The 12,376-nt window shown below is 65.3% G+C and carries 13 protein-coding genes; 10 read left to right on the top strand and 3 right to left on the bottom strand.

Annotated elements, in window-relative coordinates:
- Positions 1-22 precede the first annotated feature (22 nt).
- A complete protein-coding gene (locus CH305_RS09385) occupies positions 23-1,591 on the bottom strand; it encodes a TM0106 family RecB-like putative nuclease (RefSeq protein ID WP_094703617.1) in 1,569 nt (522 codons plus the stop codon).
- Positions 1,592-1,753: 162 nt separating this feature from the next.
- Between CH305_RS09385 and CH305_RS09380 the strand changes: the two genes are divergently transcribed.
- The 9 genes from CH305_RS09380 to CH305_RS09340 all read left to right on the top strand — a co-directional run bounded on the left by CH305_RS09380 (position 1,754) and on the right by CH305_RS09340 (position 9,453).
- Complete coding sequence (locus CH305_RS09380; protein WP_032401476.1) at positions 1,754-2,404, top strand: DUF6474 family protein; 651 nt, start codon at positions 1,754-1,756, stop codon at positions 2,402-2,404.
- A gap of 14 nt (positions 2,405-2,418) precedes the next feature.
- Complete coding sequence (locus tag CH305_RS09375; RefSeq protein ID WP_052058564.1) at positions 2,419-2,973, top strand: hypothetical protein; 555 nt, start codon at positions 2,419-2,421, stop codon at positions 2,971-2,973.
- Positions 2,974-3,020: 47 nt separating this feature from the next.
- A complete protein-coding gene (locus CH305_RS09370; RefSeq protein ID WP_094703505.1) occupies positions 3,021-3,686 on the top strand; it encodes a YcnI family protein in 666 nt (221 codons plus the stop codon).
- Positions 3,683-4,240, top strand: a complete 558-nt coding sequence (mprA, locus tag CH305_RS09365) for an MprA protease, GlyGly-CTERM protein-sorting domain-containing form (protein ID WP_094703504.1) — start codon at positions 3,683-3,685, stop codon at positions 4,238-4,240. Before CH305_RS09370 ends, mprA begins: the two co-directional genes overlap by 4 nt.
- A 16-nt stretch (positions 4,241-4,256) precedes the next feature.
- Complete coding sequence (locus CH305_RS09360) at positions 4,257-5,201, top strand: copper resistance D family protein (protein ID WP_230592271.1); 945 nt, start codon at positions 4,257-4,259, stop codon at positions 5,199-5,201.
- Between the two features lie 100 nt (positions 5,202-5,301).
- A complete protein-coding gene (locus CH305_RS09355; protein WP_256983637.1) occupies positions 5,302-6,495 on the top strand; it encodes a DNA cytosine methyltransferase in 1,194 nt (397 codons plus the stop codon).
- Positions 6,479-7,339: a GIY-YIG nuclease family protein gene (locus CH305_RS09350; protein WP_143545268.1), complete on the top strand. Its 861-nt coding sequence runs from the start codon at positions 6,479-6,481 to the stop codon at positions 7,337-7,339. The genes CH305_RS09355 and CH305_RS09350 overlap by 17 nt, the downstream gene beginning before the upstream one ends.
- Positions 7,340-7,357: 18 nt before the next feature.
- Positions 7,358-8,266: a LysR family transcriptional regulator gene (locus CH305_RS09345; RefSeq protein ID WP_094703503.1), complete on the top strand. Its 909-nt coding sequence runs from the start codon at positions 7,358-7,360 to the stop codon at positions 8,264-8,266.
- A 68-nt stretch (positions 8,267-8,334) separates the two neighbouring features.
- Complete coding sequence (locus tag CH305_RS09340) at positions 8,335-9,453, top strand: TDT family transporter (RefSeq protein ID WP_094703502.1); 1,119 nt, start codon at positions 8,335-8,337, stop codon at positions 9,451-9,453.
- Positions 9,454-9,455: 2 nt separating this feature from the next.
- Here the strand turns inward: CH305_RS09340 and CH305_RS09335 are convergent, their stop codons facing one another.
- Positions 9,456-9,806, bottom strand: a complete 351-nt coding sequence (locus CH305_RS09335) for a VOC family protein (protein ID WP_037152660.1) — start codon at positions 9,804-9,806, stop codon at positions 9,456-9,458.
- Positions 9,807-9,867: 61 nt separating this feature from the next.
- Between CH305_RS09335 and CH305_RS09330 the strand changes: the two genes are divergently transcribed.
- Positions 9,868-11,166, top strand: coding sequence for a plasmid pRiA4b ORF-3 family protein (locus CH305_RS09330; RefSeq protein WP_179278243.1), 1,299 nt, complete (start codon positions 9,868-9,870; stop codon positions 11,164-11,166).
- 30 nt (positions 11,167-11,196) lie between these two features.
- Here CH305_RS09330 and CH305_RS09325 read toward each other — a convergent pair whose 3' ends face one another.
- The gene (locus tag CH305_RS09325; protein ID WP_179278242.1) at positions 11,197-12,093 is read right to left on the bottom strand and encodes a hypothetical protein; all 897 of its coding nucleotides are present in this window, start codon (positions 12,091-12,093) and stop codon (positions 11,197-11,199) included.
- Positions 12,094-12,376 lie beyond the last annotated feature (283 nt).

The following is a 12,376-nucleotide window of genomic DNA, read 5'->3' as shown; positions in this document are numbered from 1 at the left end:
ACCCCGCTTCTCCGAGGCGGGGTCACGCACGAGCGCGCAGGTCCGCCACGGTCGGGATCTCCTTCTCGGCGCGGTCGGTCATCCACTCGCGCAACACTTTTGTTGCCAGCACGTCGTCCTCGTTGTACACGAGCAGCCGGTTGCGCTGGGTATGGTCGGGATCAGCGTCGTAGCCGACGGCCTCGCGGTACCAGCCCATCGACGCCTCCCCACCGGCCTCGTCGTCGCGCCACGCGAAACCGGCCACCGGGGCAATCTTCTTGAGCCCCTTGCCGTTCGGGCAGATGAACTGGTCACTGACGGCCTGGTAGACGTCCACCCACTGCTCGCTGTCGATGAACTCGCGAATCTGCGCCTCGGTGGGAACCCCGGGGACGTCGGCGAATCGACGAGCGGAATCGAGCAACCACTTGTCCTCGGCCTGACGCGAATAGCAGTACGCCGCAAAAGTTTTGCCGCGGGCGGCCGCGTCGGCCCTGACCTCCATCAACCAGTTCCAGAACACCGCGAACGAGCGCCCCTCGTCGAGGGTCGGCAGCGGATCCCACGTGACGAAACCCCGGTATATCGGCGGCGGCCCACCCGCCTCGGTGAGCAACGTGCCCCACAGGTAGGCGCCGTGTTCCTGGTAGCTCTCCATATCGACGTCCACCTCGACGTCGGCGCGGTGGACCGAGACGGTCTCGGAGCGCCGGAGCAGAGGGACGTCGGCTCGCCAGGCCAGCGCCGCGGACACCGCGTCGTCGAAGTTTCCGAACGGCCACTCCTCGGGAGCCGGACCGGTCCACTGCGCCAACTCGTCGATGGTGCGCACACCCGCAGCGCGGAGCACGTCCGCCCGAGAACCCGACGCGACGAGTGAGACGTCACGAACGGCTTCGAGCTGCGGCTTGCAGTCGAACCACCATGCACACGAACGACATTCACTCACCTGCGAGGGAACGGTGAACGCGCTGCCACGGGCCACGGCGAGCCGGTCTGCGAAGCGGGTGTCGTATTCACCGAGCACCGTCGTCAGATCGTGAACCAGCATGCAGTCGCCGCGATAGCCCACTGCGCCGCCGACGGGCGAGGACGCTTCCAGTCCCTCGTGCACCAGCATGCGGTAGAGGTGGGCGAGCCGAAGCTGGTCACGCAACTGACTGCGCACCTTCCGGGTCTCGTCGACGGCCGGGGACCAGTGCGTCAGCGAGGTCGTTCGAGCGCCGCGCCCCGGATCGGTGACCTTGTGGTTGACGACGATCACCGGGATGTACCCGCCCGCCGCGTCGCGCACCAGAAGTTCGCTACGTCCACGCCGACCGGTGTCGCGCTCGAGAGGCAGCACGGCGTTCCAGATTCGCTCGACTCCGGCCCGGCAAGCCGCGACAGTGGCCTCGGCCGCGGCACGGGCCGTCGGCTCGTCGATTTCGGTCCACTCCATCGGATCTGCCACGGCCAGCTGCATACGGATGTTCTCGCGGTGCGCCTGCGCTGCTTCCCGGCGCTGGCGGACGCCGGGATTCTCGGGTTCGCCGCGCAGTAACGATCCGTAGGCGGTATCGAGATAGAGCCGATGACGGCAGCGCGTCAACGATCCGGCGTCGAGCAGCACGGGAGATGACAGCTCGAGAGATGACACCGAGGCACCTCGTTGACCGTTCACACTCCAAGACACTAGGTCAGCCCTCCGACAGCCATCGCAGATCAGCGCCCGATAGGCTGTGTGGAACGCACCGTTTCCGCCGAGCAGTACATGTCAGGAGCCTTGTCGATGGGTTTGTTCCGTAAGCGTAAGGGTCGTGCCACTCGCAAGGCAGAGGCCAAGGCTCTCAAGCACAAGGCCACTCTGGAAGCGAAGCTCGGCGCGAAGAACGAGCGCAAGCAGTTGAAGTCGATCGCCAAGGCGCAGAGCAAGCTCAGCGCGGTGGAGGCGAAGTCGCAGAAGAATGTCGAGAAGGCGCAGGTGTCGGCTCTGCGGGCGCAGCAGAAGGCTGCCGCTCAGGGCACGCTCAACGTGGCGCAGATCCGTAAGTACCTCGGCATCGCTCGACTGTTGCTTCCGGTGCTCGCTCCGATTGCCTACCGCGCGGCCACCGTCGTCCGGGGGCAGCTGGACAGCCGCAAGGCGCAGCAGATGGGTATCGCGCCGGATCAGCTCAGCGAGTACACCGGCCACGGCGGCAAGCTCAGTGCCCGCATCGCCGGGGCCGAGAAGTCGCTGAGCACCATCGGTGCGCGTCATTCCGATCCCGAGACCAAGAGTTTCGGTGCCGCGATCAGCGAGCGCCTGGACGATCTGACGACCGCTGTGCGTGCATCCGAGCAGATGCCGCCCGCTCGTCGCAAGACCGCCCACGCGGCCATCTCCGCGGAGCTCGACGGCATCGAAGCCGATCTGCTGGCCCGCCTCGGCGTGCGCTGACCCCTGAACAACCGATGACCGACGCCTCCGCCGCACCACTGCGCGGCGGAGCTGTCGGTAGCGTCACCGCGGCGCTCGCAGTGGCCGCGCACGGCATGGCCGGCGGCGGTTGGCCCGACGGAGCCGCTCTGACTCTGCTTGTCGTCGTCAGCATCGGCGTCGGGGCCATGACGGCAGTACCGAGACGGTCGACGGTACTGCTCCCGGCCTTGATGGGCGGCCAACTTCTCGCCCACATCGCGCTGAGCCTGAGCGACATGTCGGGCATGCTGCACAGCCACTCGTTACTCCCCAGCACAGCGATGATTGCCTTCCACGCGGCCGCGTCCGTGGTCGCCGCGCTGTTGATCGCCGCCGCCGAACGCCTCTACGGACCGATCACATCCATCGTCCGCGCCGTTCTCGCGCTCCTCACTCCCCTGCCCGACGGTTCCGCCGTCGGTCGCGTCCGATTCTCCGTTGCGTTGCCGTCGATACACGGCACCGCGCTGGACTGGGCCATTTCTCGTCGCGGGCCCCCGATGTCGATCTACTCGTTCCGCGGGCTCCACTCGCGGTCGTCGTACTGACCGACATCCCATTCCGCACTTCTCCACACAGAAATGACCCAATACCCATGAAGAGCTCTCTTTCCCGTGCCCTGTTCGTTTCCGGGGCCACCGTCAGCGCGTTGCTGATAGGCGCAGGCGCGGCATCGGCACACGTCGTCGTCTCTGCTCCCGACGCCGAGCAGGGCGGCTACTCGGTGCTGACGTTCCGTGTTCCCACCGAGTCCGACACCGCCTCGACCAGTTCGGTCAAGGTCGCCCTGCCTGGCCTCAATTCTGCTCGTACGCAGCCCATTCCGGGCTGGACGTCCACCGTCGAGAAGGACTCGGCCGATCTCGCGGTGTCGGTGACGTGGACGGCGAACCCCGGTGCCGAGGTCGGCCCGGGCCAGTTCCAGCAGTTCTTGCTGTCGGCGGGCCCACTGCCCGAGGAGGAGACCGTCTCCTTCCCCGCCACGCAGACCTACACCGACGGTGAGGTCGTCGAGTGGAACGAGCCCATGGCACAGGACGGCAGCGAGCCCGAACTGCCCGCTCCCACTCTGACTCTCGCCGCGGCCAGCGGCGAGGCGCACGGTGGCATGCAGTCGGCGACCACCGAGACCGCCGAGGCATCGTCGGAGGCGTCGACTTCCGACAACACCGCTCGCTGGCTCGCCGGCGTCGGACTGGTGCTCGGAGCCGTCGGCGCAGGCCTCGGCATCGGCGCAACGATCCGGGCCCGGCGCTCGTGAGGGCGCTGGCCTTTTCTGCGAAGGCACTGGTTTTTCCTGCGAAAGCACTGGTCGTAGCGCTGCTGACGTTGCTGATCGCCGCCCCCATCGCGTCGGCGCACTCGCAGGTCACCGGGTACAGCCCGGCCGACGGCTCCTCTCTCGACGCGTCTCCGGCCACGGCCTCGGTGACGTTCAACGAGGTACCGCAGTCGCAGTTCGCCACGCTCAACGTCGTCGGACCCGACGGCAACATCTGGTCGAAGGGCGACGCCCGCATCGAGGGCCAGAGTGTCGTCGTCGATGTCGGCGAGCTGGGACCGACCGGCGAATACACCCTCGCCTATCGCATCACCTCGGCCGACGGTCATCCGGTGAGCGGCACTGCGACGTTCACGCTGACTCAGGAGGGTTCGGGAACGCCCGGGGCACCGGCCGACGCGTCGGGCACCTCGGACGAGTCCGAGGGCGGGTTCCTCGGCGGCTACGGGCACATCGTGTTGATCGTGGTTGCGGTTCTGGCCTTCGCAGGGGCACTGGGATTCGCCCTGCGTAAGCCGAAGACCAAGAAGTAGGACCGGCGTGGCTGCGGTGAGCGAGAGAAGCGTTCGGCTCGTGCTCGCCGCCGCAGCCGCGTCGTTGCTGGGGGTGGCGGCCGCCTTCGTACTCGCGTACCCCACCTTCCCCGGCGGGTCGTCGTGGCTGCGGGTGGTTGCGGTGGCCTCGGGTTCGGTGGTGTTGGGGTTCGGCGTTCTCGCTGTCATGGACGGCAATTCCGATTCCGGACGCCCCGCCGTCGACCCGCTGGTGATGTGGCGAGCGATCGGATTCCTGTCGGGGCTGTGGGCGGTGGCCGAGTTCGTTCTGCTCATCGCGGCCGCTGCCGATTCTGCCGGTCGCACTCCGTTGACGTTGTCGCCGAGCGCATTCACCTCGTTCGCGACCGAGATCTCGGTTGGTCGACTGGGGACGGCAACGGTACTTCTTGCGCTTGCCCTGTGCGCCATCGGAGTGGCCGGCTATCGACGCGAGGCAGACTGGTCTCCGATTCCGGTGATCGTGTTGGCGTCCCTCGCCCTTGTCGCGCGCCCGATCACCGGCCACATGTCACAGTTTGCGTTCGGCTCCATTGCCGTTGCGGTGCATGTGTTGTTTGCATCGGTGTGGCTCGGCGTTCTCGGTGCGATGGCGCTGAGTCTGCGGAGCAAGTCCGCCTGGGCGACGCTGCTGCCGGTCTACTCCAGGATCGCCTTCTGGTGCGTACTCGCAGTCGCCGGCACCGGCGTGCTGGACGCGGTCCTCAAGCTGGACAACATCGCCGCAGCGGTCGAGACCGGTTACGGCCGAATCGTTCTCGCCAAGGTTCTGATCACCGTGATTCTCGTCGCGGTGGCCCACCGAATCCGCCGGACGTGGTTGCCCAGCGCCGCCGCGCACCGATCCACCGTGGAGTACTCGCTGGGCCGCGCAGCCTCGCACGTGTGTCTACTGGCGGTGGCGTTCGGCCTGGCGGCAGCGCTGGCAACCACGGCGTGAGGCAGGAGTGGAGCCTGCGGAATGACCGAATAGGCAGGAGTGGAGCCTGCGGAATGACCGGACAGGTCAGTCTGTCGGGGGTCTGTACTAGCCTGGGTGCATGCCGAAGTTGACAGTGGTGCCGGGTGGTTCTTCGGCGTCTTCGGTCGACGGTATCCCCACGGTCGCGGAGTTCTTCGCCGGCATCGGTCTCGTCCGAATGGGCTTGGAGCAGGCCGGTTTCGAGGTGCGCTGGGCCAACGACATCGAGCGTGACAAGCACCAGATGTATCGCCAGCACTTCGGTGACGATGCGGGCCATTTTCAGCTCGGCGATGTCGCTGCCACTCGCGGTCACGATCTGCCCGAAGGCTTGTCGTTGGCGTGGGCATCGTTTCCGTGCACCGATCTGTCGCTGGCCGGTGGCCGGGCCGGTCTCGCGGGCAAGAACTCGTCGACCTTCCGGCATTTCACCCGGGTGCTGGGTGAACTCGGTGCCGCGCGCCCGAAGGTGGTCGCGCTCGAGAATGTCGTCGGCCTGGCCACCAGTCACGGCGGAGACGATCTGGCCGCAGCGGTCCGGGAGCTCAACGAACTGGGTTACTCGGTGGATGTGTTGACCATCGATGCTCGACGCTTCGTCCCGCAGTCGCGTCCACGCCTGTTCTTGATCGGTGCGCAGAATCCCCCCGAGGATGCCCGCGATCCCAACAGCGAGCTACGACCCGATTGGCTCCAGGCGGTGTACGGCGATTCGACGTTGCTGACGCATCGAGCACCGCTACCGAGTCCACCCATTCCGTTGACCAGCGGTCTCGGTGACGTGGTCGAGCGTATGGACTACCGAGACTCGCGGTGGTGGGATGCAGCCCGTACCGCGGCGTTCGTGCAGTCCTTGTCGCCGATTCAGTTGCAGCGCATCGAGATTCTGAAGAAGGCCCGCAAGGTCAGCTACCGCACCGCCTACCGTCGCACTCGTAACGGCGTCGCGGTGTGGGAGGCTCGACCCGACGACATCTCCGGGTGCCTCCGTACCGCCCGCGGCGGTTCGTCGAAGCAGGCCGTCGTCAAGATGGGGAACGGCCGCTTGCAGGTGCGTTGGATGACGCCGGTGGAGTACGCCCGGCTGATGGGTGCCGGTGGCTACACGCTCGATGGTCTGCGAAACAATCAGGCGCTCTTCGGTTTCGGCGACGCAGTGTGTGTTCCCGTGGTCGCGTGGCTCGCCGAGCACTACCTGATGCCGCTCGTCACCGGATCTCTCGTCAATTCGACGGCCCTGAATTCTGCTGCGGCACATGTCCAGTCACGGTAAGTCCTCACTGCGGGCGTCGGCCGTCGCGCCGCGAAAGAGCACCCTGCCGGCGGACGACGTGCAGTCCTTTCGCACAGCGCTACGAGAAGTGCTGAGCGAAAAGGACGATCAGGGGCGAGTGTGGTCGGCAGCCAAGTGGGGCGTGTACGCGTTCTACGATTACGACGGCGAACCGATCTATGTGGGACAGACCAAAGAGAAGCTCAGTGTCCGAGTGCAACGACATCTGACCAACCAGCGAACCGACGCCGTCGCGATGCGGGTGCTCGACGTGTTCGAGGTCGCGGAGATCGAGATCTGGCCACTGTGGCAGTACGAGGATCTCAAGAAGTCCGATGGCGCAGAGCACTTCCGGGCTGCCGAGCGCGATCTCAATGCCCACGAGTACACGGCCTACCTCGAGGCCATCGACAAATCGCGACACAAAGCAATCCTCAACGAGAAGATCCCGCCGGTCTCGCAGCCCATCGCGCTGCCCGCATCGCTGCGCCGGTCGTTGATCTCCGAACAGACGCGTCGCGAGCGCGGGCACCCCGACATCCGTATCGCGCGCCGCGCCGAGACAATCTCACGCTTGGCCGCCGTCACTCGTGAACGGGGAGAGGTGTCCGAGGGCCTGCGACGCGTCCTCGTCGTGCAGGCGGTGCGGCTGGCGTACCTGTCGGCCGAGCGACTCGCCTTCGTCGAGGGGCATCCGATCCCCGATCCCGCAGCCATCGACGTCACCGCGCTGGTGGGCTCGGTGCTGCACGAGCGTAGCGACCCTGACGACTCCGAGGACACAGTAGAGATAGAGGGCAGCACCGAACCCGACGGCGAGCTGGACCTGTTCAGCGAATACTGACGAAAGTAGGCTCACCCTGTGCCGCTTCCCCCTCACGTTGCCGATCTCACCAGCATCGATCTGTTGCTGTCGGTGGCCGAGCTCGGCAGTATCGGGCGAGCGGGTCGAGCTCACGGCATGTCGCAGCCGGCGGCAAGTTCCCGTATCCGTGCGCTGGAGCGTCGTGTCGGCGCGCCCTTACTGAAACGAGGCGCACGCGGAACGGTGCTGACCGAGTTCGGCGAGCTCGTCGCAAGTTGGGCAGCGCCGGTCGTGCGGTCGGCAGAAGACTTGGCGACGGCGATCGCCGCGCTGCATGCCGAACGCATCGGCCACGTGCAGATCGCCGCGAGTCAGACTGTCGCGGAGTATCTTCTGCCACGCTGGCTGGTCACGCTGCATGCGCATCTCCCGCACATCGTGCCGACGCTGAGTTCGGGCAATTCCACGGTGGTCGCCGAGAAGGTGCTGGCAGGTAGCGCAGACATCGGTTTCATCGAAAGTCCCGAAATACCTGCAGGTCTCGACCATCGGACCATGGCAACCGACGAATTGGTGCTCGTGGTCCCACCGGAACACCCGTGGGTCAGCACCTCGCCCACCGCCTCTGAAATCGTCGCCACCGCACTCGTCGCGCGAGAGACGGGCTCGGGCACGCGCTCGGCCTACGAAAATGCCTTGGCCACAGCGGGACTCGGGGAACCAACGGCTCCGCTCCTCGAGGTCTCCTCGACGACGGCTATCAAATCGGCGGTCGGCGCAGGAATCGGCGGAGCCGTTCTGAGCTCACTGGCCGTCGCCCCCGAGCTGGCCGCCGGAACCCTGATCCAGGTGCCGATTCCAGGGCTGACTCTGCGTCGTGAGTTGAGGGCCATCTGGCCATCCGGTCGTATCCCGACCGGTCCGGCCGCAGAGTTGCTGGCTGTGGCGGCGAAGACACAGCCATAACCCCACGTTATGACCGGTGAACAAACCGGCGCCTACCGAGCGGGCACGGCGCCGCGCAGGCTGAAGACATGACCGTGACCGTCCCCGCCCCGATCTCGACCGAGACCGATTCGCACCGCCGAACCTTCGAGCACATCACCCCCAACTGGTTCGCCGCGGTGATGGGGACCGGCATCGTCGCCACCGCAGCCGCAACGTTGCCGGTGCAGTTCCCGGCTCTACACGTCTTCGCGGTCGCTGTCTGGGTCTGTGCCACTGCGGCGCTGGTCGTCATCGGCACAGCCTTCGCACTGCACTGGATCGGGCATCGCGACCGGGCCGTCGAGTACGCACGACATCCGGTGATGGTGCAGTTCTACGGAGCCCCGCCCATGGCACTGCTGACCGTCGGTGCAGGCGCCGGTCTCCTCGGAGCCGATGTGCTCGGCCCCTCGGCGTCGACCGCACTGTTCGCCATCCTGTGGATCACGGGAACGCTCGCGGGTCTGTTCACCAGCGTCGCTGTTCCGTATCGAATGATCACCACGTCCGATCACCGCAACGTCGCCGCCCTGCCGGCCTGGCTGATGCCCGTCGTCCCGCCGATGGTGTCGGCGTCGACCGGGGCGTTGCTGCTTCCGCACCTGCCCGAGGGCCAGTGGCGGCTGGCTCTGTTGTGCGCCTGCTACGCGATGTTCGGGCTGTCGCTGATCGTCGGGATGATCACGCTGACGCTGATCTACGGACGTCTGGTGCACGGCGGTCTACCGCCCGTCGACGCGGCTCCCACCGTGTGGATCACGCTGGGACTGATCGGTCAATCGATTACTGCGGCAAACCTACTCGGCACCGATGCATCGATGGTGTTCACCGGTTCACAGGCGTCGATCGCCGTCGGACTACACGTGTTCGGCATCGGCTACGGGCTGATCATGGGCGGCTTCGGAGTGCTGATGTTCGCGCTCGCCGCCGCACTCACCGTGTACGCGGCGCGCAGAAACATGGGATTCTCGCTGACGTGGTGGTCGTTCACGTTTCCCATCGGCACCTGTGTCACCGGAGCGACTGCCCTGGGTAGTGCCCTCGATTTCGGTCTCGTTCACGCCCTCGCCGTTGTGCTGTATGCGGCACTGCTCGCAGCCTGGATCACCGTCGCCACCCGCACTGTTCGAGGTGTTCTACGAGGGAACCTGTTGCACCCCAACTGACCTCACATGTGGGCGAGCACGTTCACCACATTGCCGCCCGCATCGCGGAAGAAGAATCGGCGTACGCCCCACTCCTCGTTGGTGATCTCGTAGACGATTTCGAGGTCCGCGTCGACTGCGGCTCTATAGGCCGAGTCCACGTCGTCCACCTCGATCGACGCCGACGGGTTCACCGGTCCGGTGGGGTCGGTGGTGATCAGACTCAGTTGCGCCGAGCTGTCGCCGGCCGGAGCAAGCGTCGCGATCCAACCGTGGTTCATCACAACCTCCATACCCGTGACCTGTACATACGCATCCAGCGTCGCATCGAGATCGGTGACCGTGAGCAGGGGCATCGCGCGCACAACGTCCATGTTTGGACTGTATCGCTCCGAAAGCGTCCCCGCGGGGACGTTCTCGACGAGCATCTCGCACATGGGGGACGATGTTTCGATGCTGACGATCAAGGTGACTCTGGCCGACATCGAACCAGCGGTGTGGCGGCAGTTCACCATCAATTCCGACGCCACACTGCCCGAGCTACACGACGTCATCCAAGACGTCATGGGCTGGGAAGACCGACACCTGCACATGTTCTTCGTCGGCGACGATCCCTATCGAACCAGTCGACGCTACGAGATGAAGTCCGCGCTCGAGGAGTGGGACGACGGCACCGGGACGCTCGAGGACGGCGTTCGAGTGGACGAAGTCCTCGGTGCCGTCGGGGATCGTCTCGGGTACGAGTACGACTTCGGTGACGGATGGACACACCACCTGGTCGTCGAGGAAATATCGACCGTTGCCGGTACTGCAGCCTGCCTCGACGGCGACCGCGCCTGCCCACCCGAGGACTGCGGTGGCACGTCGGGCTACGACGAACTGCTGAAGGTTCTCGCTGATACCGATCATCCTGAGCACAACCACATGAAGCAGTGGGCGGGCAGCTTCGAGGCGCGCTTCGCGGTGGCCGACGCGAACAACAGAATCGCGTTGCGGCGCGCCGTGACGGATTTGGCCGGCCGCGTACAGGAGCGGCTACCCAAACTCGGCTCGCTTCTCGAACGCGGGTCCCTCGAGTATCACCCCGATCTGCCCGATGTCCTCGCACGCGTCGATTTCGATGTGGCACAGGTGGACCTCGCAGCGGCGGCATCGGCAATGGATAAGCTGACGTGGATGCTGGCGCGGGTGGGTGCAGACGGAATCACGCTGACTGCTGCGGGCTATCTCCCGCCCAAAGACGTTGCTGCGATGCGTGTAGAGCTCGAGTGGGGTGCCGAATGGTTCGGAAACTCCAACCGCGAGGTGGACCATCAGCAGGTGCACTGGCTTCGGGCTGCTGTGACGCAACTCGGACTGGTTCGCGTGCTGAAAGGACGGCTACTTCGCACCCGTTTGGGCAACACCCTGGCCACCGACCCAGTCCGCCTGTGGTCGCACGCCGCGGCTCGGATGCCCTTTGGCCGCGAGCAGTACGAGAAGGATGCGGGCGCGCTACTCCTGGTGTCGGTTGCAGGGAGTTGCTCTGCGACCGAACGCAATTTGCTGATCCTTCGAAGCCTCGAGACCATCGGATGGCGAATCCCCGAAAGCGAAAGACGCTACGCCCAGTACCTCGCTCGACCGACCTTGGACTTCCTCACTTTGATCGGCGCTGTGCCCTCGACTTGGGGTCGCGACGGGGCCGTATCGGATTGGGGACGCACTTTTGCCGTACACGCACTCGGCTCGTGAACCAGAATGGGCTACCGACCGCTCATCAAGTCATGCTGCACGCCCTTTGCGCCGCAGACGATCTCGATCGAGCGCCTCGAGCAGCAGGGGTGCCAGAGGGTCAGGTACGCAGAACTTGTCGTTCACCTTGACGAGCAATCCGAGGTCGAACATCGACATGAACCGGAGTGTCGCGACGGTCTGAATTACTTTACTGTCGGACATCGTTCCCAGAACGACACCGTCGGATTCCCCTACCGGATCACCGACGAGGCTGCGCACGAGCACGGTGGTCGCCAACGCCGAGCCTGCCACGAGCTCGGACTGCACGGAATCATCGCCGGAGTCGTACACAGGCGTCAAGCAGGATGCGTACGCCTCGACCACGGCGGCGCGAGTTCGGTCCGCACTCGGAGACACCACCCAAGCACAGGCTTCGGATCCGAGGGTATAAATCTGGCCCGCGTTCTCGAGGACACCGACCCTACGGGCGGTATCCAACACCGATCGATAGTTCACCATCGCCATGAAGTCAGGTTGTGTAGCGATACTGTCGAAACCAGGAATCCCAAGCGCAGCTACGATCTCGGCCGAGTCGTCCCAGTAGTCGATTCGGGCCGATGGCGCGCGGCGCTCAGTCGCAGCCCACGTTGCCAAACGTTGCAAGAGTGAGACCACTATCGGTGTACTCAGTGGGCTCGAGCGCCCCGGCGATATCGGAGAACTGGGCACCGGCGCGAATGCAGACGAGGACCCGATCTCTCTCGCGATCTCTTCGTTCTGAGATGGCGACAGCTGTTCGGCGACGACGAACTTGCCGAAAAGATCGATGGCGCGGCGAATCTCGTCGCGCTCCCACGGCGACCGTTCATACTCATCGAGGTCGAAGTACTCGTGATCTTCGAGACAGAACATGTCGATCGGAAAATCTGCGCCGTACACGCTCACGTTCCGCTCGCGGACCGACCGATCGACTGTCATTGCGGTCGCAAAAGCCGTCAACTGATCTGAGACCCAGGCATTCTCGACCAGCCAATCGGAGAAGTGAAGAAGGGCGCTCGGCCAAAAAAGAGGTTCCCTTTCACGCTGAGCCTGACTGTAGGCCTCGCGACTGGTCTTTCTGCTACGCGATCTGCGGTTGCTCATGATGTCCCCCCCCCCCCCCCCCCCCCCCCTCCCTCGAGTGCTGACAGGCGCGGTGGGCGAGCAAAGAGGACGGGCCCAACATCCG

The organism is Rhodococcus sp. 15-649-2-2 (assembly GCF_002258645.1).
Taxonomy (GTDB): Bacteria; Actinomycetota; Actinomycetes; order Mycobacteriales; family Mycobacteriaceae; genus Rhodococcoides.
This window is presented reverse-complemented; position numbering and strand designations above follow the sequence as displayed.